A 21,281-nucleotide genomic window follows, 5' to 3' on the forward strand; every position below is an offset into this window, starting at 1 on the left:
ATGCTCCCCGCCCCTGAAATCATCGCACGGTCACAACGAGACACCTCGTAACACTGGGTGTCGCCTTAGCTCGTAACACTGGGTGTCCATTGACAATCCGGTGGCGGCGGTCATCCGGCCCTACCGCGCAGGTGACGCAGAGGCGATTGCCGCCCTAACCTTGGCTGCCATCCGTACCACCGCACTAGGGGCCTATTCGCCTGAGCAGGTGGCGGCATGGTCTGCGCGCTACTCGGTGCAACGGTGTCTGGATTCAGCGGCGCGAGGCGACGTAATCCTCGTCGCGGTGGGGCTGGATGACACGCCGCTTGCCTTTACCATGCTCGAAGCTGGTGGGCATCTCGACATGCTCTATTGTCACCCCGACCACACCGGACAGGGGCTTGGCCTGCGGCTGCTCGAAGCGGCAGAGAAAGCGGCGCGCGCGCAGGGCGTGACGCGGCTGTTCACCGAGGCGAGCGAGCTTGCCCGTCCGGTGTTTGCGCGGGCGGGTTACGCGCTGCTCCAGCGCCGCGATTTCACAATACCTTTTGGCGAGAGCGAGGTTGCGATCCACAATTATGCGATGGAAAAGCAGCTGGCATAACCGGGTCCATGTGTTTCACATGAAACACGGATCTGGCGGGGGCTAAAGGGGGTCTAGAGAGGGCCTATCGGGGTCTAACCCAGTCCCAAAGCCACCTCAACGCAGCGCCGCAAATGCCCCTGCGGCGGCCACCGCCAGCATCGCCATCACCACTCGCGTCCGGCGATCAAAGCGGCGGGATGACCAGCGCTCCTCGTCAAGCCACCATCTGCCCTGCCCGTCGGTCCTGAGCACATCGGCGCCCTTAAGCCGTTCAAAGGCGCGCTGGCGGCTCGGCGTGCCGGGGGCGAAGGGGATAGCGTCGGCCATGCTGACCGCGCCCGCATCAAGAAAATGCGTTGCCACACGCCGCTCGGCCAGAGGCCTGACGGGCGGCATCCCCATGCCTCAGATAAACTCGATCTTCTCGACGTGATAAAACCGTTCGCCCGACGGCACGGTCACTTCGATATCATCGCCGACCTGCTTGCCGATCAGCGCGCGCGCGAGCGGCGAGCTGTAGGAGATGCGGCCCTTGTTCGCGTCAGCTTCAGTCTGACCGACGATCTGATAGCGGATCGGCTTGTCGTTTTCGTCAAGCAGCGTCACGGTTGCGCCAAACACGATCCGGTCACCCGAAAGTGTCGCGGGATCGATGATCTGCGCGCGGCTGACCATGTGCTCGATCTCGCCGATCATGGCTTCGACCTGGCCCTGACGTTCCTTGGCGGCGTGGTATTCGGCATTTTCCGAAAGATCGCCATGCGCGCGGGCTTCTTCGATGGCCTCGACGATTTTCGGGCGTTCTTCGCGCAGCACTTTGAGGTCGGCGGTCAACCGCTCATACCCCTCGGCCAGCATCGGAACCTTTTCCATCGTCGCCATCTTTTCGTTCTTTCTTTCTATGCCCCCCGCCCTGCCCCCAAACACTGGAGCGAAGGCGCCTGCTGCCGTAAACTCATTGCGGCATCAGGCACTTTCGATGTCGGGGGGAAGCGCAGCAATCAACCCCCATAATAGTCCTGCATCGACCGGACTTCAAGCTGGTCTGGCCGGATTGCCGAAATCGCCGCCGCTGCGGCCACACTTGCCGCCGCGGTGGTGTAGTAGGGTACCTTGTTTGCCAGCGCTGCCTGACGGATCGATTTGCTGTCCGAAAGGGATTGCCAGCCTTCGGTGGTGTTGAAGATCAGCGCGATGTCCCCATCGATGATCCGGTCAACGATATGGGGCTGGCCCTCGGCAACCTTGTTCACCCGCTCAACGGCAAGGCCTTGTTCGGCAAGGTAACTTTGCGTGCCCCCGGTGGCAATCACGCGGAAACCGTGCTCGATCAGCTGGCGCACTGCGGGCAGGATCGTCGCCTTGTCGGTATTCTTGACCGATACGAACACCGTGCCCGACTGCGGCGGCACCATGCCGGCGCCCAGCTGGGATTTCAGGAAGGCGGCTTCGAAGGTGGAGTCGATCCCCATCACTTCGCCGGTGGACTTCATTTCCGGGCTGAGCACCGGGTCCGCGCCGGGGAAGCGCGCAAACGGGAACACCGCTTCCTTGACCGCCATATACGGCAGGTCGCGCTTGAACGGCGGGAAAGCGGCTAGCTTTTCGCCCGCCATGACCCGCGCAGCAATCTTGGCCACGGGCTGGCCGATGGCCTTGGCCACAAACGGCACCGTGCGGCTGGCGCGCGGGTTGACCTCGATCAGGTAAACCACGCCATCCTTCACCGCGAACTGGATGTTCATCAGCCCGACCACGCCCAGCGCATGGGCGAGCGCTTCGGCCTGACGCTCCATTTCGGCGATGATGTCCGGCCCGAGCGAATATGGCGGCAGCGTACAGGCAGAGTCGCCTGAATGGACGCCCGCTTCTTCGATGTGCTGCATCACGCCTGCGATGCGCACTTCATCGCCATCGCACAGCGCATCGACATCGCATTCAATCGCATCGCGCAGGTATTGGTCGATCAGCACCGGGCTGTCGCCCGACACATTCACCGCGGTGGCGATGTAATTGTCGAGCTGGGCTTCGCTGTCGACGATCTCCATCGCGCGGCCCCCCAGCACGTAGGACGGGCGCAGCAGCACCGGATAACCGATCCGCGCGGCGACGGCGGCGGCTTCGTCGCGACTGCGGGCGATGCCGTTGTCGGGCTGCTTGAGCTTCAGCTTGCTGACCAGCTTGGCGAAGCGTTCACGGTCTTCGGCCAGATCGATCGCATCGGGCGAAGTGCCGAGGATCGGAATGCCCGCATCCTCCAGCGCTTGCGCCAGCTTCAGCGGGGTCTGCCCGCCGAACTGCACGATCACGCCAACCAGCTCGCCATTCTGCTGTTCCACCCGCAGGATTTCGAGCACGTCTTCAGCCGTCAGCGGCTCGAAATAGAGGCGGTCGGAGGTGTCGTAATCGGTCGAGACGGTTTCGGGGTTGCAGTTGACCATGATCGTCTCGAAGCCTTGCTCGGCGAGCGCGAAACAGGCGTGGACGCAGCAGTAATCGAACTCGATCCCCTGCCCGATCCGGTTCGGCCCGCCGCCGAGGATGACGATCTTCTTGCGGTCGGACGGCATGGCCTCGCATTCCGGATCGCCAAAGCTGGGGGCTTCGTAGGTCGAATACATATAAGGCGTGATCGCCTCGAACTCGGCCGCGCAGCTGTCGATGCGCTTGAACACCGGGAACACGCCGAGCTTGTGGCGCAGTGCGCGCACTTCGGCAGCGCTCGTGGCGCCCGCCATGGCGACGAGCGCATCGTGCAGCAGGCCCGAACGCTTGGCCTGCGTTTCGCCCATGCCGCCCGCCACGCCGACGGAGCGCACGGCGAGAGTGGCGAGGCGCTTGTCAGAAAAGCCCATCGCTTTGAGCCGGCGTAGCCCGGCAGCATCGCGGGGCAAGCCGTCTTTCTGCACCTCGGCTTCGGCCGCGATAATCGCTTCGATTTGGCGCAGGAACCATGGGTCGTAGAAGGTGACGGCGGCGATCTCCTCCACGCTCATGCCTTCGCGGAAAGCCTGGCCGACCTTGAGCAGCCGGTCAGGCGTGCGGCGCGACAGGGCAGCGTTGATCACATCGCGCGGCTGGCCTTCCAGCTCGGGCACGCGGTTGAACCCGTCCAGACCGGTTTCGAGCCCGCGCAGGGCCTTCTGCATCGATTCCTGGAAGTTGCGGCCAATCGCCATGACTTCGCCGACCGATTTCATCGCGGTCGAAAGATCGGTGGCCGCGCCCTTGAACTTTTCGAAGGCGAAGCGCGGGATCTTGGTCACCACGTAATCGATGGTCGGTTCGAAGCTTGCCGGCGTTGCGCCGGTGATCTCGTTGGTGAGTTCATCGAGCGTGTAGCCAACCGCCAGCTTGGCCGCGACGCGGGCGATGGGGAAGCCGGTGGCCTTGGACGCCAGCGCGGATGAACGCGACACACGCGGGTTCATCTCGATAACGATCAACCGGCCGTCCTTGGGATTGACCGCGAACTGCACGTTGGAGCCGCCCGTCTCCACCCCGATCTCACGCAGGCAAGCAATGCTCGCGTTGCGCATGATCTGGTATTCCTTGTCGGTCAGCGTCAACGCCGGGGCGACGGTGATGCTGTCGCCGGTGTGGACGCCCATCGGATCGACGTTTTCGATCGCGCAGATGATGATCGCGTTATCCTTGCGGTCGCGCACCACCTCCATCTCGAACTCTTTCCACCCGAGCAGCGATTCCTCGATCAGCACTTCGGTGGTGGGCGAGGCATCGAGCCCTTCGCGCACGATCTGCTCGAATTCCGCCTTGTTATAGGCAATCCCGCCGCCGGTGCCGCCAAGCGTGAAGGACGGGCGGATGATTGACGGCAGGCCGGTGCGTTCGAGGATCACGCGCGCTTCTTCGAGCGTGTTCGCCACGCCCGAGCGCGCGCTTTCCAGCCCGATGGAGGTCATCGCATCACGGAACCGCTGGCGGTTTTCCGCCTTGTCGATCGCGTCGGCCTTGGCCCCGATCATCTCCACGCCGTATTTCGCCAGCGTACCATCCGCATCCAGCGCCAGCGCGCAGTTCAGCGCCGTCTGCCCGCCCATCGTGGGGAGCAGCGCGTCGGGCCGTTCCTTGGCGATGATCTTGGCGACGATATCAGGCGTGATCGGCTCGATATAGGTCGCGTCCGCAAACTCGGGATCGGTCATGATCGTCGCCGGGTTGGAGTTGACGAGGATGACGCGGTAGCCCTCCTCCTTCAACGCCTTGATCGCCTGCGTGCCGGAGTAATCGAACTCGCAGGCCTGGCCGATGATGATCGGGCCAGCGCCAATGACGAGGATCGAGGAAATGTCGGTTCTTTTGGGCATTTAGGCGGCTTTCGCACTATATAGCCCCTTCCCCATGGGGAAGGGGTTGGGGATGGGGGTTCGAGAATGGCGGAAAAGAAACTGACAGGCCTCGCGCGGAACCTGCGCAACAATGCGACCGACGCGGAACAGCGCCTGTGGCTGCATCTGAAGGCAAGCCGGTTCGAAGGCGCGAAGTTCACCCGGCAGTTTCCCATCGGCACCTTCATCGCCGACTTCGCCTGCCGGTCCTTGCGCCTCGCCATCGAGCTCGATGGCGGGTAGCACGCCGACAGCCTGACTGACGCGAACCGCACCCGCATCATCGAAGCCCACGGCTACCGCGTAATCCGTTTCTGGAACAACGAGGTCCTGGGCAATATCGACGGCGTGCTGACGGTGATCGCCGAGGAAATCGCAATCGCGCGCAACCAATAAGCCCCTTCCCTTCAGGGAAGGGGTTGGGGATGGGTGCTCCACGCCCAATACGAAGCCCTGCCCCCTCACCGCCGAGCCCCCATCCCCAGCCCTTCCCCAAGGGGAAGGGAGTATGTTGGCCGCGCCATCACAGCCCCCCGACAAACTTCTCGAACAGGTAGAAGCTATCCTGCGGCCCCGGCGAGGCCTCGGGGTGATACTGCACCGCGAACGCCCGCTTGCCCTTGATCGCGATCCCGCAATTCGTCCCGTCGAACAGCGACACATGTGTCTGCTCCACCCCCTCGGGCAAGGTCGCCGCATCCACCGCAAAGCCGTGGTTCATCGAGGTGATCTCGACGAGGCCGGTAGTCTCGCCCCAGCCCTCGCCGACGCGCTGGACGGGGTGGTTCGCGCCGCGGTGGCCCTGGTGCATCTTGATCGTCTTCGCGCCCGCGGCGAGCGCGAGCAGCTGGTGGCCCAGACAGATACCGAACAGCGGAACATCGGCCTCCAGCAGCGCCGCAATCACCGGCACCGCGTATTCACCCGTCGCCGCCGGATCGCCGGGGCCGTTGCTCAGGAACACGCCGTCAGGAGCCAGCGCCATCACCTCGTCAAACGAGGTCTTGGCCGGCACCACCGTCACCCGCGCCCCGGCCTTCACCAGATTGCGGAAGATATTGTCCTTTGCGCCGTAATCGATCGCGACCACGTGCGGCTTCGCATCAAACGCAGCGCGGCCATACCCCTTGCCCAGCATCCAGTAGCCGCCTTCCCAGCCCTCATGCTTGTCGCGGGTCACGCGCACTGCGAGGTCCATGCCTTCCAGACCCGCCCATTCTTGCGCGCGTTTCACCAGCGCGGGGATATCGAACTCACCGTCGGGCGCATGGGCAATTACCGCGTTTGGCGCGCCGGTCTGTCGGATGCGGCGGGTCAGCGCGCGGGTATCGACGCCGCTGAGGCCGATCTTGCCGTTGCGCACCATCCAGTCGGCGAATTTCTCGATCGAGCGGAAGCTCGAAGGCTCGGTCACATCCTCGCGCACGATGCAACCGACCGCGCCCTCGACCTTGCTCTCCACATCCTCGCCATTGGCGCCGACATTGCCGATATGCGGGAAAGTGAAGGTGACGATCTGCGCGGCGTAGGAGGGATCGGTCATCACCTCCTGATAGCCGGTCATCGCGGTGTTGAAGCACACCTCGCCCACGGCCGCACCGCTCGCGCCGAAGCCCCGGCCCCACACCACAGTGCCATCGGCCAGAACAAGGCAGCCGGTCGCGCCGGAAGGTTGCGCGCGGAAAGTTGCGGGGTCGGCCATGGGGCGCTCCGTTGGATTGTTATGCCAGCGATGTTGCTAAGTTTTGCCCGCTAGGCCCATGCACCCCCCGCGTCAACCTAGGCGTGGCGACTGATTTGCGTTAGGGGCGCGCGCAACAGCTCAATCCACAGGAAACTCCGATGATCCGTGACGATATCAAGGCCGCCACCATCACTGCGATGAAGGCCGGCGAAAAAGACCGCACCGCCGCGCTCCGCCAGATCAGCGCCAAGATCAAGGACCGCGATATCGAGGAACGCACCAGCGCCAAGCCCACGCCGGACGACGAGTTGGTGGTCAGCGTTCTCCAGAAGATGGCCAAACAGCGCCGCGAATCGATTGAGATGTATGTCAGCGGCGGGCGCGAGGAGCTGGCCGCGGTCGAACGCGCCGAACTTGCAGTGATCGAGGAGTTCCTGCCGCAAATGCTGAGCGAAGCGGAAACGGCCGCCGCCATCAATGCGATCAAGGCCGAAACCGGCGCATCAAGCATGAAGGACATGGGCGCCGTCATGGCCGAGCTGAAGGCGCGGCACGGCGCGGTGCTGGATGGCAAGCTGGCGAGCACGCTGGTGAAGGCGGCACTTTCGTAACGCACACTCAATTCCGTTCGCCCTGAGCCTGCCGAAGGGCCGTCCTTTACCCCGAAGTGAAGTGCGGTGCTTCGACAAGCTCAGCACGAACGGGTTTGTTTCCACACGGGGTGCACAGACCCTTTGCCGCGCGTCTCGACACGAACGGGGATGAGGGGCAGTAGAGGCCCATGGCCATAACCCCGCAATGGAAGGACGAGCTGCGCGCGCGAATCACGCTATCTTCGCTTGTCCAGCGCAGCGTCAAGCTGACCCGCGCGGGGCGGGAATGGAAAGGGTGCTGCCCGTTCCATGAGGAAAAGACGCCGAGCTTCTACGTCAACGACCAGAAGCAATTCTATCACTGCTTTGGCTGCGGCGCGCATGGTGATGCAATCAGCTGGATGGTGGACCAACAGGGTCTGCAATTCATGGACGCGGTTAAGGAGCTTGCCGCGGCAGCAGGGATGGAGGTCCCCGCCCCCGATCCGGCCATGGCCAAAAAGGCCGAGGCGCACGCCAGCCTGATCGACGTGACCGAGGCAGCGCAAAAGTTTTTCGTGACCAGCCTTGCTGGGCCGAGCGGCGGGGCGGCGCGCGAATATTTGCAGCGGCGCGGGTTTTCGCCGCAGATCATGGCGGAATTCGGTTTTGGGTGGGCGCCCGATGACCGGCAGGCCCTGCCCCGGGCGCTGGCACAATTCGGCGAAGATATGCTCGAAGGCGCCGGGATGCGCGCCGCCAACGAACAGGGTGAGCGGTACGACCGCTTCCGCGGCCGCGTCATGCTGCCGATCCAGGACGCGCGCGGGCGCGTGATCGCCTTCGGTGGCCGCATTCTCGACAAGCGCGAGGGCGTCGCCAAGTATCTGAACTCGCCCGATACCGATCTGTTCGACAAGGGGCGCACGCTCTACAACCTCCACCGCGCCGCGCCTGCCGCGCGCCAATCGGGCCGCGTGGTGGTGGTCGAAGGCTACATGGACGTGATCGCGCTCGCCAATGCGGGGATTGCCGATGCGGTCGCTCCGCTGGGCACGGCGCTTACTGAAATGCAGCTCGAACTGCTGTGGCGCATGGTCGATGCGCCGGTGCTGTGTTTCGATGGCGATGCGGCAGGGCAAAGGGCGGCAATGCGGGCGATGGCGCGGGCGCTGCCGCTGCTCTCGCCGATGCGCTCGCTTGGCATTGTGCGTTTGCCAGCGGGTCTCGATCCCGATGATCTGATCAAGGCGCAGGGCAAGGCGGCGATGGAGCGGTTGCTGGCCGAGCCTGCCAGCCTGATCGACACGCTCTGGGAGTTTGAGCGCGATGCCCAGCCCCTTGCCACGCCCGAAGCCAAGGCGGGGCTGAAGGCCCGGCTGATGGCGCATGTCGATACAATTGCCGATGCCGAGATCAAAAGCCTTTACCGGCGTGAATTGTCCGACCGGTTTTCTGCCTTTGCCTACCCGCCGCGTCCCCCACGGCCTGCGTTTCAACCCGGCCAGCGCTCCGGCCCGGGCAGCGGGTGGCGCGGCAAGCCAACACCGCCGCCCGGCTTGTCCGAAGGCGCGCGCATGCAGCTGTCGGGATTGATGGCAGGCGGCCAGCGGCAGAGCTTGCTGACCGCCGTTCTGGCCGGCCTTGCGCGCTTCCCGCAAGAGATCGCCCGCCATGCCGAGGCGCTCTCCAGCCTCGCCCGGCACAATCCCGATGCCGCCCAATTGATCGAATCGCTGTTCGAACTTGCAGAAACGCTTGATTCGTCCGCGCCAAGCGCCATATGCGTCGTTCAAGGCCAACCTGCCCCGCCGGCAGATATCCGCTACGCCTTTCTTGATGAAGGCAACGATCCCGGCGCTGCGTGTGAGGAACTGGCTGAAGCTGTGTCGCTGCTGGTCGAACGGCCAGCGCTGGAGGCTGCGCTTGCGGCCACGATAGCTCGTTTCGACAGCGATCCTGAAGGATCGTTTGCGGAACAAACCAGACTGCGCGCACAGCTCATTGCAGTCGAAGAACGCCTCAAGGCCTTTGGGCGCCGCAAAGCGGGCGCGCTGGCAACGGGTGAGGATACCGTCTAACCGGCGGGCTTGGGATCAACGGGTGACCGCAGCCGCATTGCGCAAGACGGCAGGTCACCGGAACACGGATTGATACGGAAATATGGCCGAGAAGGAAGATGCCCCGCTGATCGATCTTAACGATTCGTCGATCAAGAAACTGATCAGCAAGGCCAAAAAGCGCGGCTATGTCACCTATGACGAGCTGAACGAAGCGCTGCCTTCTGGCGAAATGAGCCCCGATCAGATCGAAGACATCCAGACCGCCTTGAGCGAAATGGGCGTTCAGATCGTCGAGAGCGATGAAGACGCCGAGGCCGAAGCCGACGGTGACGAGGCCGATAGCGATGATGTCGTCGCCGATGATGACGATGATGATGACGACGACGGCGAGAAAAAGGGCCCGGCCAAGGATGCCCGCGCTGGCAATCGCAAGCTGGTAACCGGCGAACGCACCGATGATCCGGTGCGTATGTACCTGCGCGAAATGGGCGCGGTTGAACTGCTGAGCCGCGAAGGCGAAATCGCCATCGCCAAGCGGATCGAGGCCGGCCGCGACATGATGATCATGGGGCTGTGCGAAAGCCCGATCACCTTCCACGCGATCATCCAGTGGTCCGAAGCGCTGAACAACGGCGACATGCAGCTGCGCGAGATCCTCGATCTTGACGCCATGCTTTCCAAGGAGCCTCCGGCCGAAAAGATGGCGGAGGGCGCCGAAGATGACGATGACGACGAAATCTCCGAAGCCACCGCCGGCCCGACCATCCGCGAGGATGATGAGCCGGAAGAAGAGGTAAGCGAGGACGACGAAGACGAGGACGGTGAAGGCCGCCCGAAGCGCGAAGAAGAAGAGGAGGAGGACAACACCCTCTCCCTCGCCCAGATGGAAGCAGCGCTGAAGCCCGAAGCGCTGGAGCGGTTCGCGCGCATCACCGCGCTGTTCAACGCCTTCGAAAAGCTGCAGGGCGAGCGCGTCGATACGCTGGCGGTGGGCAATGATTTCCCGGCCGCTAAGGAAAAGAAGTACGAACAACTGCGCGAAGACCTCACTGCCGAGGTCGAAAGCGTCCAGTTCCACGCGACCAAGATCGAATTTCTGGTCGACAATCTCTATGCCTTCAACCGTCGGCTGACGACGCTGGGCGGGCAGATGCTGCGTCTGGCCGAGCGTCACAAGGTCAAGCGCGTCGACTTCCTCAACGCCTATATGGGCAACGAGATGGACGACGCCTGGATCAAGGAGCGCGCCAAGAAGGACAAGAAGTGGGCCGCCTTCCTCGAGCGCGAGGAAGACCCGATCGAGCGCATCCGCAGCGAAATCGCGGACATTGCCGCGCAAACCGGCATGAGCCTCCCCGAGTTCCGCCGCATCGTCAACATGGTCCAGAAGGGCGAGCGCGAGGCGCGCATCGCCAAGAAGGAAATGGTCGAGGCGAACCTGCGTCTGGTGATCTCGATCGCCAAAAAATATACCAACCGCGGCCTGCAATTCCTTGACCTTATTCAGGAAGGCAACATCGGGTTGATGAAGGCGGTCGACAAGTTCGAATACCGCCGCGGCTATAAGTTCAGCACCTATGCGACGTGGTGGATCCGGCAGGCGATCACCCGGAGCATTGCCGATCAGGCGCGCACCATCCGTATTCCGGTTCACATGATCGAGACGATCAACAAGCTGGTGCGCACAAGCCGCCAGTTCCTGCACGAGGAAGGCCGCGAGCCGACCCCTGAGGAAATGGCGCAGCGTCTGTCAATGCCGCTCGAAAAGGTTCGCAAGGTGATGAAGATCGCCAAGGAGCCGATCTCCCTCGAAACGCCCATCGGGGACGAAGAAGACAGCCACCTGGGCGATTTCATCGAGGACAAGAACGCGATCATCCCGGTGGATGCCGCGATCCAGGCGAACCTCAAGGAAACCGTCACACGCGTGCTCGCGTCTCTGACGCCGCGTGAAGAACGCGTGCTGCGGATGCGCTTCGGCATCGGGATGAACACCGATCACACACTGGAAGAGGTCGGACAGCAGTTCTCGGTCACCCGCGAACGCATCCGCCAGATCGAGGCGAAGGCTTTGCGGAAGCTGAAACACCCGAGCCGGTCGCGCAAGATGCGCTCGTTCCTCGATCAGTAAGTCAGAGAAACCCCGCTCCGGCGGGGTTTTTCATGCGCCGCGCCTGAATGGCCACACCAGCTGCGGCGCCCAGCCTTCCGGCGCGCGCTCGCCCGTGATCCCGTAGCCCGCAGGCCAGCGCCCTTCCGGCATGTGGTACGTCCCGAACCAGAGGTCGATCATCGGCAGATGCACCGCGAAGTTCACGTCGCGCGCTTCGGCCTCCGCACCGTGGTGCCAGTGGTGGAAGCGCGGCATGGCAACCCAGCGCTCCAGCCACCGCGCGCGCGGCGCGAAGTTTGCGTGGATGAACACCGCCTGGAAACTTACCAGCGCCAGGTAAGCGTAGATTGCCACCTGATCGAAGCCGAGCACCACCAGCGGCAAGAGCACCAGCCCGCGCGTCACGATCACATCGACCAGATGCAACCGCGATCCCGCCAGCCAGTCCATCACCTCGACCGAGTGGTGGACCTTATGGAACCGCCACAGGAACGGGATGGCATGGAACGCCCGGTGGATGCCATATTGCGCCAAGTCCGCCACCAGTACCGCAAGGGCGAACTGCACGGCCACAGGCAGGCTCTGCACCGCGGTCTGCGCTGATGGGACTGCGAGAGCCTCGCCCATCGCCACCGCTGGCGCCAGCACAGCAACGCTCATCACCTGCGCCAGCACGTGGCTGGCAAAGAAGTACTGCGTGTCGGTCAGCCAGCCCCGCCGGAACGCGCCTTGCCCGGAACGGAGCGGGAAGGCTCGCTCAAGCGGCACGAATACCGCCGCCGTGGTCAGCACGCCCAGCACGAACCAGTCGAGGCCGAGATAGACAGCGCTCACCTGCCCGCGCGGGATCTCCACCCCGCCCGCGCCCAACCCCAGGGCCGCCCCTGCCAGGACAAGTCCAGCTACACCCAGCGCTTTCTTGCGGCGCAAAACCATCGAGACAGCCGCCAGCGCCATCGCCGCCAACAGGCCGATATCAATCGCAAGCCTCACCCATTCCAGCGGATAATGGCTCCGCAGTTCGGGGAGCGTCAGATATTCGGGAAAGTGCAGACATAGCACCGCCAGCAGCGCCAGCAGGCCGAGGACGATGCCCAGAACCCCGCTCAGCCACCCCGTGCCCACGTGGCGCGGTCGCCCATCAGCAAAAACGCGCGCCAGCCATTGTTCGGCGGTCAGGTGGGGGGCTGGCTGCTTCATCATCTGGCAGGTACCATCAAGGCCCTTTCCGCCCCGTAAAGCAAAACCTGCGCTGCCGGTCGAAAAGAGACCGCCAAGGGGTGGAGAATCTCGCGTATAGAGACTATGGCAGCGCCATGCGCATCGCCATCGCCTCAGACCACGCCGCCGCCGAATTGAAGGCTGACCTTGCCGAATGGCTCATCGAAGAAGGTCACGAGGTTGCCGACCTTGGTCCGGAACCGGGCGTCAGCGTCGATTATCCGGATTACGGCTATCGTCTGGCGGAAATCATCGCCGAAGGATCGGCCGAATTTGGTGTGGCCCTGTGCGGCAGCGGGATCGGTATCTCGATCAGCGTCAATCGCCACCCGCAGGTGCGCTGCGCTCTGGTCAGCGAGCCGCTCTCCGCCGCCCTTGCGCGCGAACATAATGACGCCAATTGCATCGCAATGGGCGCGCGTCTCGTAGGGATCGAGATGGCCAAATCCTGCATCGCCACTTTTCTTGATACCGAATTCGCCGATGCCGGCGATCCGGCGGGACGCCACCAGCGCCGCGTCGCAAAACTTAGTCGGCCTCCGTTCCTGCCCGATCACATAGAGACCCACCAATGAGCACAGCCCCGATTGATTTCGCCGCCCGTTCAGCCGTTCAGTCTATGGACGGGTTCTGGCATGATGACCTTGCGCATGCCGATCCCGAAATCGCAGCCGCCGTGGGCAAAGAGCTTGCCCGTCAGCGCGACAAGATCGAGTTGATCGCGTCCGAGAATATCGCAAGCCGCGCCGTGCTCGAAGCGGCGGGCAGTGTCTTCACCAACAAGTATGCCGAAGGCTACCCGGGCAAGCGTTACTACGGCGGCTGCGACTATGCCGATGTGGTCGAAACGCTGGCCATTGAACGCGCCAAGCAGTTGTTCGGCTGCAACTTTGCCAATGTTCAGCCGAACAGCGGCAGCCAGATGAACCAGGCGGTGTTCCTTGCCCTGCTCAATCCGGGCGACACCTTTATGGGGCTCGACCTGAACTCGGGTGGCCACCTCACCCATGGTTCGCCCGTCAATATGAGCGGCAAGTGGTTCAACCCGGTTTCCTACGGCGTGAACCGTGAGACCGAGATGGTCGATCTGGACGAAGTCGCCGCCAAGGCCCGGGAACACAAGCCCAAGATCATCATCTGCGGCGGCACCGCCTATTCGCGCACCTGGGATTTCCCCGCCTTCCGCGCCATCGCGGACGAAGTGGGCGCAATCCTGCTGTGCGATATGAGCCATATCTCCGGCCTCGTTGCGGGCGGCGCGCACCCCTCGCCCTTCCCGCACTGCGATATCGTCACATCGACCACCCACAAGAGCTTGCGCGGCCCGCGTTCGGGCATCATCCTGTGGAATGACGAGAAGTTCACCAAGCCTTTGAACATGGCGGTGTTCCCCGGCCTTCAAGGCGGCCCGCTGATGCACATCGTCGCGGCCAAGGCGGTCGCTTTCAAGGAAGCGCTCGCGCCCGAATTCAGCGCCTATGCCCACCGGATCGTCGAAAACGCCCGCGCCCTGGCGGTAAGCCTTGAAGAAAACGGCCTACGTATCGTCAGCGGCGGGACCGACAACCACTCGATGCTGGTCGATCTGACGGCCAAGGATGTGACCGGCAAGGACGCCGAAAAGGGCCTCGATCGCGCCTGGCTGACCTGCAACAAGAACGGCATCCCCTTCGATACGCGTTCGCCCTTCGTGACCAGCGGCATCCGCTTGGGTACGCCTGCCGGAACCACCCGTGGCTTTGGCCCCAGCGAGTTCCGAACGATTGGAAAGCTGATCGCCGAAGTGATTGAAGGGCTGTCCAAAAATGGTCCCGAGGGCGATGCGCAGATCGAAGAGAGCGTGCGCCAGCGGGTCAGCGCGCTGTGCGCGGCCTTCCCCGTCTATCCCGGCATGTAAGGAACGATCCGATGAACGATCAAGACCCGCGCCAAGGCCCTGACTGGGTTGAAGACGTAAAGGCCGAAGTGACCGGCATGGCGAAGGAAGGGATCAACCATCCTTCGACCAAGCCGGTGTTGACCGGCGCCGCGATTGGCGCCGTTGCCGGAATCGTCCTGCCAGTTGTGTCGTGGCCGATCGGATTGCTGGCAGGTGCGGGCTTTGCGCTGTATCAGAGAATAAAGAAATAACAGACTGAATGCGTTGCCCTTTTTGTGCCCATGACGATACTCAGGTAAAAGACAGCCGCCCGACCGAGGACAATGCCTCGATCCGGCGGCGGCGGCAGTGTTCGTCCTGCGGGGCGCGCTTCACGACGTTTGAGCGGGTGCAGTTGCGCGAGGTCGTGGTCGTCAAATCCGGCGCCAATGGAGAACAGGGGCGTCGCGAACCCTTCGACCGGTCCAAGCTGGAACAATCCGTCGCGCTTGCCAGTCGCAAGCGCGGGATCGATCAAGAACGGCTTGATCAGCTGATCAGCGGGATTCAGCGGCAGGTTGAAACCTCGGGCGAGGCAGAAGTGCCGTCCTCGCATATCGGGGAATTGGTGATGGAGGGTCTGCGCCAGATAGATTCTGTCGCCTATATCCGGTTTGCCAGCGTGTACCGCGACTTCTCCGAGGCGCGCGACTTCGAAGAATTTGCCAGCACTGTCCAGCAAGCCGCGAAAGAATAAGCAGAACATGGCCGACATCAACAAGCCGGTGATGGTGCTGGTGCGCCCGCAGCTGGGCGAAAACATCGGCAAGGCCGCGCGCGCCATGCTCAATTTCGGGCTGACGGAACTGCGGCTGGTTGCGCCGCGTGACGGCTGGCCCAATCCCTCGGCCGGCCCTGCGGCATCAGGCGCAGACATCGTGCTGGAACAGGCCAAGGTTTATGACACCACGGCCGAAGCGGTCGCCGATTGCGCCCATGTCCACGCCACCACGGTGCGAAAGCGCGGGGTCACCAAGCCGGTGATCGGCGCGGATGAGGCCGGACGGCTGGTGCATACCCAGGCCGGGCGTCACGCGATCATCTTTGGCCCTGAACGCTCCGGCCTTGAAACCGAAGATGTTGCGCTGGCCCGCAATATCCTGACCATCCCGATCAATCCCGAATTCGGCTCGCTCAATCTGGCGCAGGCGGTGATCCTGGTGGCCTATGAATGGTCGCGGATCGGGCGCGAAATGGCCGGCGTCGATCCGGTGCTGGTCCAGCCCACGCTGGAAGATACCCTGCCCCCCGCCCCGCAAGAGGAGCTCGAAGGGCTGATCGCTCACTTCGAGAAGATGCTGGAACCGCGCGATTATTTCCTGCCAGAAGGCCGCGCCGAAGCGACGCGCCGGACGCTGCGCGGCGTGCTGACGAAACCGGGCTGGAACCATCTGGAAGTGCGCACCTTGCGCGGGGTTCTCACCACGCTTGGCCGCAAGATTCGCGATTGAGCAGCAACAAACCTGCTCCCGCCCGTTGCAGCGCCGCGACCCGAAGGATACGCGCCGGCTTGACTCAGTCGCGCTATGCAACCGCAGATTTACTCGCAATTTCAAGACATTTGATGTTACCTAGCTAGCACGGCGCGGAGGTGCGCCGTACGTCTAGAAAGGAACACCAATGTTGCTTTTTATCGCCGCTGCCGCCCTTCCGTTGATCGCCATTGGTCCGGACGATGTGCGGCTCGAGAGAAAAAGAACCGTTGTTTCCGAAGAGGCACGGATCGAGCTGGCCCGACATAATGGTGAGCGTGTTTTGTGCTACGATCCCCACCCCAGCCTTGCCACACGTGCCCGCAGCATCTGTCTGACCGAATCCCAATGGGTTAAAGCCACTGCGCTTGCAAAGACAGAAAGGCAGAACAACAGGGGCGCCGGGGCAAGGTCCGGGATCGATCAGTCATTGATCTATCCGCAGTGGCAAGGTTACGCCCCTTTGTGATTGCATCCCGCATCCATCAATGTTGACATATCGCGAGCACGCGCTATGCGCGCGCCTTCGCAATTGGCCCTGCACCCCGGTGAAGCAGTGGCCGCATCATGCAAACAGGCGTGATGGTGCGATGCCGGGTTTGATGGCTGCCCAATGGGGGCGGCCCAGCAATTTGAAGGAAGACGTATGTCGAAGCGCAAAAGCGCCAAGTACAAGCTTGACCGCCGGATGGGCGAGAACATCTGGGGCCGCCCCAATTCCCCGGTGAACAAGCGTTCCTACGGCCCCGGCCAGCACGGTCAGCGTCGCAAGGGCAAGATGAGCGATTACGGCTTGCAGCTGCGTGCCAAGCAGAAGCTCAAGGGCTATTACGGCGACGTCACCGAAAAGCAGTTCAAGCGCACCTACGCCGAAGCATCGCGCATGAAGGGCGATACCAGCCAGAACCTCATCGGCCTGCTCGAACAGCGTCTGGACATGGTCGTGTACCGCGCCAAGTTCGCGCCGACCATCTTCTCGGCCCGTCAGGTCGTCAGCCACGGTCACATCTACGTGAACGGTGTGAAGTGCAACATCGCCTCGCGCCGCGTGAACGTCGGCGATGTTGTCAGCCTCGGCAGCAAGGCCAAGGAAATGGCGCTCGTGATCGAAGCCCAGGGCCTCGCCGAGCGTGATATTCCTGATTACGTCCAGCCCGATGGCAACGACAAGATCACCTTCACCCGCGTGCCCAAGCTCGACGAAGTGCCCTACCCGGTCACGATGGAACCGAACCTGGTGGTGGAATTCTATTCGCGCTGATCGGCTTGCCGATGGCCAATACAAAAAGGGCGGCCTTGCGGGGCCGCCCTTCTTTGTTGGGATAGGATCGCTTCGGATCAGCCGCGCGTGCGGTCCCATTCGGCGAGTTCGTAGGCGATCGAGCCTTCGACAAGCCGCTCCCAGATATCGGCGATGACTTCGGTGGGAATACCGCAGGCCTCGGCCTCTGCCACCGCCGCGGCGATGACACTGGCCTTGCGGGCTTCGTCTCGCACCGCATCGCGCGAAGGCTTGATCCGCGCCGCAGCGCGCATGAAGCCGAAGCGCTTGGCCAGCAACGCCACCAATTCAAGGTCGAGCGCATCGACCCCGGCACGGACCTCGATCATGGTCTCGCAAGTCTCGGGGTCTTTTACGGCAGAATCGGACATTAATCAGGCACTTCCAAGGTAATCGCGGCGGAACGCGGCGGCAAAATCGGCAAAACGCGCCCCCGCAATGGCATCGCGCATCCCCTGCATCAAGGCCTGATAGAAGCTGAGATTGTGCTCGGTCACCAGCATTGCGCCGAGCATTTCACCCGACTTGACCAGATGATGGATATAGGCGCGCGAATAGGTCGTGCAGACCGGACACTGGCAACGCTCATCCAGCGGTCCGGTGTCTTCGGCAAAGCGGGCGTTGCGCAAATTCAGCGGGCCGTTCCAGGTAAAGGCCTGCCCATTGCGCCCTGACCGGGTGGGGAGCACGCAATCGAACATGTCGATCCCGCGTTCCACCGCGCCGACCAGATCATCGGGCTTGCCCACGCCCATCAGGTAACGCGGGCGGTCCACCGGGAGCATGTCGGGTGCATAATCGAGCACGCCGAACATCGCCTCCTGCCCCTCGCCCACGGCGAGGCCGCCAACCGCATAGCCATCGAAGCCGATATCGGTGAGTTTGTCCGCGCTGATCCGGCGCAAGTCTTCATGCAGCGCGCCTTGCTGGATCCCGAACAGCGCCGCGCGGGCGGCGTGTTCTTCGCCCACGTCAAAGCCTTCGCGGCTGCGCCTTGCCCAGCGCATCGAGAGTTCCATCGAGGCAGCGATCTCGTCACGCGGACGGTCTGCGCGCGGGCACTCGTCGAAGGCCATCACAATGTCGCTGCCGAGCAGGCGCTGGATCTCCATCGAGCGTTCCGGCGTAATCATGTGTTTCGAGCCATCGATATGGCTGCGGAATTCGACGCCGTGCTCGGTCAGCTTGCGCAATTCGGACAGGCTCATCACCTGATAGCCGCCGCTGTCAGTCAGGATCGGGCGCGGCCAGTTCATGAATTTGTGCAAGCCCCCAAGCCTCGCCACCCGCTCTGCCCCGGGACGCAGCATCAGGTGATAGGTATTGCCCAGGATGATGTCGGCGCCTGTGCCGCGCACGGCTTCGGGCTTCATCGCCTTGACGGTGGCGGCAGTGCCAACGGGCATGAAGGCGGGCGTGCGAATGTCGCCGCGTTGCATGGCAATGGTGCCGGTGCGCGCCTTGCCGCTGGTGGCGTGGAGGGTGAAGGAGAAACGAGGGGCGGTCATTGCGCCAGCGCCCCTAGCGATCCTGCGCCGCGCTGTCACCAGCGCAGGCGGATGATAAAAAGGCCGGAGCAGCGCGGTGCTGCTCCGGCCGAATAGTCAGACGTCAATCAGTGGCTTAGAAGCCGAAGATCACGCCCGCAGTCGCACGGGTCGAATCGAATGCAATGGTATCGATCCCGGCGCGGAAACGGACGGGGCTGTCGCCCAGACCGAATTCGACGCCGGCGCCGACCAGATAGTCGCCATCGGTGGTGTCAAAACCGGCCGGCGGGTTGATGCCGACGAGGTTCTGGACGTCGAAGTTGACTTCCTGATAGCCGCCACGCACGAACACCTTGCCGCGCTCACCGACGCGCGCGCCGACACGGGCTGCAACGCCGTATTCTTCGTCGATCGCGCCATCGCCGAAGTGGTAGTTGCCTTCCGCACCGACGAAGAAGGTTTCGCCGACCGGCACGTCCACACCGGCAACCACGCCGTAGATGCCGCCGTCATCATCAGGCAGGCCGATCCCGAGATCGTGGATACCGGCCGATGCGCCGACATAAAGCTCGGGGCCCTGAGTAGCGGTCTGCGCCTGAGCGGCCGCCGGAAGAGCGATCGCACCCATCGCTGCCAGCGTGGTGAAAGCGATTTTCTTCATACTGCTTATCCTTTTTTGTCCTGCCGCAAGGGGCGCGGCGGGTGGAGGAGGCATGTAGGAAGCGTGCACTGTCTGCGCAATGAACGAACAGACAGGTTTTCGTTAATGTCCGCCCGGCGGTGTTTCCTGTCCGATCAACGCCTTTGGTCGGGCGCCCGCGTTCACTCGCGCAGACGCCATCCTGTGCGGAAAATGACTGCGATAACAATGACGCAGACGGTAAGAAACCCAAGCGTCAGCCCCAGCGATACGGCAATCGGCACATCCGAAACGCCGTAGAAGCTGTAGCGCAGCCCGCTCACCAGAAAGGCGATCGGATTGGCCAACGCAACCGCATCCCACGGCGCAGGCAGTTCGCGGATCGAATAGAATGTGCCCCCCAGAAAGGTGAGCGGGGTGAGAATCAGCAGCGGGATGATCCCCAGCTTCTCGAACGAATCCGCCCAAATCCCGAGGATGAAACCAAACAGCGCAAAGCTGGAGGCGACCAGCATGATGTAGAGCGCGGCGAGCAGCGGATACCTGATTTCGTAATCGACAAAAAAGGTCGCCGTGGCGAGAATGATTGCCGCCAGGATCAGGCCTTTGGTCATGGCCGCGCCGACAAATCCCGCCAGCGTTTCGGCCACCCCGACCGGGGCGGACAGCAGCTCGTAAATGGTGCCGGTGAAGCGGGGCATATAAATGCCGAAGCTGGCATTGCTGGTGGTCTCTCCCAGCAAGGTCAGCATCAGCAGGCCGGGGATGATAAAGGCGCCGTAGGGCACCCCGCCAATCGGCTCCATCCGCGCGCCGATGACAGAGCCGAACACCACGAAATAGAGCGATGTGGTCAGCACCGGAGATATGATCGACTGGAACGCGGTGCGGAACGCGCGGGCCATTTCGCGGCGGTAGATCGCAAGCGCGCTGCGAAGGTTGAAGTGCATCACGCCGCCTCCTTCTCGCCAAGCAGAGTGACGAAGATATCTTCCAGCGACGAATCGTGGATGTCGAGGCTGGTATATTCAATCCCGGCGCGGGTCAGCGCCTGCGTCATTTGCGCGACCTGCGCCCGGCCCCCGCCCTTCTCCCCTGAACTGGTGCCGCCGCCGCGATAGATGAGCTGCATTCCGCCGCTCGCGATCTCCACCGGGAAGGCAGCAATGGTAGGCGGAAGGGCCGCCAGCGGTGCAGCCAGTGCGATCACCGCTTCGGTGGTGCCAAGGCGCTCCATCATCGCGCGCTTTTCGTCCACCATCAGGATCCGGCCGCCCCGGATGATCCCGACACGGTCAGCCATTTCCTCGGCTTCCTCGATATAGTGGGTGGTGAGGATGATCGTCACGCCGCGCTCTTTCAGCGCCGCGATCTGCTGCCACATGTCCTTGCGCAGTTCCACGTCAACGCCGGCGGTGGGTTCATCGAGGAACAGCAGTTCGGGATCATGCGCCAGCGCCTTGGCGATCAGCACGCGGCGCTTCATCCCGCCTGAAAGCGCGCGGATTTGCGCGTCCTTCTTGTCCCACAGCGAAAGCGAGCGCAGGATTTCCTCGATCCGCGCCGGGTCGGATGGCTTGCCGAACAGGCCCTGGGAATAGGCCACCGCGCGGCTCACGGTTTCAAACATGTCAGTGGCAAGCTCTTGCGGCACCAGCCCGATCCGCGCACGCGCACTGCGCCAGTCGCGCGACAGATCGTGCCCGAACGCATGCATTGTGCCGCCGGTTGGCCGCACCAACCCGCAAACAGCACCAATCAACGTGGTCTTGCCCGCACCGTTCGGCCCAAGCAGCGCGAATATCTCCCCGCGGTAGATATCAAGATCAACCGAATCGAGCGCCCGCGGGCCGTTCTTGTAGGTTTTGGTCAGGCCGCGGATCGACAATATCGGGTCATGCATTCCACC

The 21,281-nt window shown here is 63.0% G+C and carries 21 protein-coding genes and 1 pseudogene; 12 read left to right on the plus strand and 10 right to left on the minus strand.

Going from position 1 to position 21,281, the window contains the following annotated elements; all coding sequences use genetic code 11:
• Positions 1-82: 82 nt before the first annotated feature.
• Positions 83-586 (plus strand): GNAT family N-acetyltransferase, encoded by a 504-nt coding sequence (locus C0V72_RS04820; RefSeq protein WP_233999783.1) that lies wholly within the window; start codon positions 83-85, stop codon positions 584-586.
• A gap of 96 nt (positions 587-682) precedes the next feature.
• On the opposite strand, the gene C0V72_RS04825 is transcribed toward C0V72_RS04820, so the two are convergent.
• From C0V72_RS04825 to carB, 3 genes are all read right to left on the minus strand, one after another.
• On the minus strand, positions 683-970 hold the full coding sequence (locus C0V72_RS04825; protein WP_101792100.1) for a hypothetical protein: 288 nt from the start codon (positions 968-970) through the stop codon (positions 683-685).
• Positions 971-973: 3 nt separating this feature from the next.
• Positions 974-1,450: a transcription elongation factor GreA gene (gene greA, locus C0V72_RS04830; protein ID WP_101792101.1), complete on the minus strand. Its 477-nt coding sequence runs from the start codon at positions 1,448-1,450 to the stop codon at positions 974-976.
• Between the two features lie 119 nt (positions 1,451-1,569).
• On the minus strand, positions 1,570-4,896 hold the full coding sequence (carB, locus tag C0V72_RS04835; protein ID WP_101792102.1) for a carbamoyl-phosphate synthase large subunit: 3,327 nt from the start codon (positions 4,894-4,896) through the stop codon (positions 1,570-1,572).
• Between the two features lie 66 nt (positions 4,897-4,962).
• On the opposite strand from carB, the pseudogene C0V72_RS16340 reads away from it, so the two are divergent.
• Positions 4,963-5,313 (plus strand): annotated as a pseudogene (locus tag C0V72_RS16340) (endonuclease domain-containing protein).
• Positions 5,314-5,440: 127 nt separating this feature from the next.
• Here the strand turns inward: C0V72_RS16340 and carA are convergent.
• On the minus strand, positions 5,441-6,619 hold the full coding sequence (gene carA, locus C0V72_RS04850) for a glutamine-hydrolyzing carbamoyl-phosphate synthase small subunit (RefSeq protein ID WP_101792103.1): 1,179 nt from the start codon (positions 6,617-6,619) through the stop codon (positions 5,441-5,443).
• Between the two features lie 140 nt (positions 6,620-6,759).
• Here carA and C0V72_RS04855 point away from each other — a divergent pair, with 140 nt between their 5' ends.
• The 3 genes from C0V72_RS04855 to rpoD all read left to right on the plus strand — a co-directional run bounded on the left by C0V72_RS04855 (position 6,760) and on the right by rpoD (position 11,367).
• A complete protein-coding gene (locus C0V72_RS04855; RefSeq protein WP_101792104.1) occupies positions 6,760-7,212 on the plus strand; it encodes a GatB/YqeY domain-containing protein in 453 nt (150 codons plus the stop codon).
• Between the two features lie 170 nt (positions 7,213-7,382).
• Entirely contained in the window at positions 7,383-9,254 is a 1,872-nt protein-coding gene (gene dnaG / locus C0V72_RS04860; protein ID WP_101792105.1) for a DNA primase, read from the plus strand.
• An 82-nt stretch (positions 9,255-9,336) separates the two neighbouring features.
• On the plus strand, positions 9,337-11,367 hold the full coding sequence (gene rpoD / locus C0V72_RS04865) for an RNA polymerase sigma factor RpoD (protein ID WP_101792106.1): 2,031 nt from the start codon (positions 9,337-9,339) through the stop codon (positions 11,365-11,367).
• A 30-nt stretch (positions 11,368-11,397) separates the two neighbouring features.
• Here the strand turns inward: rpoD and C0V72_RS04870 are convergent, their stop codons facing one another.
• A complete protein-coding gene (locus tag C0V72_RS04870) occupies positions 11,398-12,549 on the minus strand; it encodes a sterol desaturase family protein (protein WP_172438909.1) in 1,152 nt (383 codons plus the stop codon).
• Between the two features lie 116 nt (positions 12,550-12,665).
• Here C0V72_RS04870 and C0V72_RS04875 point away from each other — a divergent pair, with 116 nt between their 5' ends.
• From C0V72_RS04875 to rpsD, 7 genes are all read left to right on the plus strand, one after another.
• Positions 12,666-13,145: an RpiB/LacA/LacB family sugar-phosphate isomerase gene (locus C0V72_RS04875; RefSeq protein ID WP_101792108.1), complete on the plus strand. Its 480-nt coding sequence runs from the start codon at positions 12,666-12,668 to the stop codon at positions 13,143-13,145.
• On the plus strand, positions 13,142-14,467 hold the full coding sequence (glyA, locus tag C0V72_RS04880; RefSeq protein WP_324761518.1) for a serine hydroxymethyltransferase: 1,326 nt from the start codon (positions 13,142-13,144) through the stop codon (positions 14,465-14,467). The genes C0V72_RS04875 and glyA overlap by 4 nt, the downstream gene beginning before the upstream one ends.
• Before the next feature lie 11 nt (positions 14,468-14,478).
• Positions 14,479-14,700 (plus strand): hypothetical protein, encoded by a 222-nt coding sequence (locus C0V72_RS04885; RefSeq protein WP_101792110.1) that lies wholly within the window; start codon positions 14,479-14,481, stop codon positions 14,698-14,700.
• Between the two features lie 8 nt (positions 14,701-14,708).
• Positions 14,709-15,185: a transcriptional regulator NrdR gene (nrdR, locus tag C0V72_RS04890; protein WP_101792111.1), complete on the plus strand. Its 477-nt coding sequence runs from the start codon at positions 14,709-14,711 to the stop codon at positions 15,183-15,185.
• Between the two features lie 7 nt (positions 15,186-15,192).
• Complete coding sequence (locus tag C0V72_RS04895) at positions 15,193-15,939, plus strand: RNA methyltransferase (RefSeq protein WP_101792112.1); 747 nt, start codon at positions 15,193-15,195, stop codon at positions 15,937-15,939.
• A gap of 169 nt (positions 15,940-16,108) precedes the next feature.
• Complete coding sequence (locus tag C0V72_RS16170) at positions 16,109-16,429, plus strand: hypothetical protein (protein ID WP_143704527.1); 321 nt, start codon at positions 16,109-16,111, stop codon at positions 16,427-16,429.
• 177 nt (positions 16,430-16,606) lie between these two features.
• Positions 16,607-17,221, plus strand: coding sequence for a 30S ribosomal protein S4 (gene rpsD / locus C0V72_RS04900; protein ID WP_101792113.1), 615 nt, complete (start codon positions 16,607-16,609; stop codon positions 17,219-17,221).
• A 77-nt stretch (positions 17,222-17,298) separates the two neighbouring features.
• On the opposite strand, the gene C0V72_RS04905 is transcribed toward rpsD, so the two are convergent.
• The 5 genes from C0V72_RS04905 to C0V72_RS04925 all read right to left on the minus strand — a co-directional run bounded on the left by C0V72_RS04905 (position 17,299) and on the right by C0V72_RS04925 (position 21,275).
• On the minus strand, positions 17,299-17,613 hold the full coding sequence (locus C0V72_RS04905) for a chorismate mutase (RefSeq protein WP_101792114.1): 315 nt from the start codon (positions 17,611-17,613) through the stop codon (positions 17,299-17,301).
• A gap of 3 nt (positions 17,614-17,616) precedes the next feature.
• On the minus strand, positions 17,617-18,750 hold the full coding sequence (tgt, locus tag C0V72_RS04910; RefSeq protein WP_101792115.1) for a tRNA guanosine(34) transglycosylase Tgt: 1,134 nt from the start codon (positions 18,748-18,750) through the stop codon (positions 17,617-17,619).
• Positions 18,751-18,865: 115 nt separating this feature from the next.
• The gene (locus tag C0V72_RS04915) at positions 18,866-19,393 is read right to left on the minus strand and encodes an outer membrane beta-barrel protein (protein ID WP_172438910.1); all 528 of its coding nucleotides are present in this window, start codon (positions 19,391-19,393) and stop codon (positions 18,866-18,868) included.
• Positions 19,394-19,554: 161 nt separating this feature from the next.
• Positions 19,555-20,322, minus strand: a complete 768-nt coding sequence (locus tag C0V72_RS04920; protein ID WP_172438911.1) for an ABC transporter permease — start codon at positions 20,320-20,322, stop codon at positions 19,555-19,557.
• Positions 20,322-21,275 (minus strand): ABC transporter ATP-binding protein, encoded by a 954-nt coding sequence (locus tag C0V72_RS04925; protein WP_101792118.1) that lies wholly within the window; start codon positions 21,273-21,275, stop codon positions 20,322-20,324. The genes C0V72_RS04920 and C0V72_RS04925 overlap by 1 nt, the downstream gene beginning before the upstream one ends.
• Positions 21,276-21,281 lie beyond the last annotated feature (6 nt).

The organism is Porphyrobacter sp. TH134, from assembly GCF_002855495.1.
In the GTDB taxonomy this organism is placed as follows: Bacteria; Pseudomonadota; Alphaproteobacteria; order Sphingomonadales; family Sphingomonadaceae; genus Erythrobacter.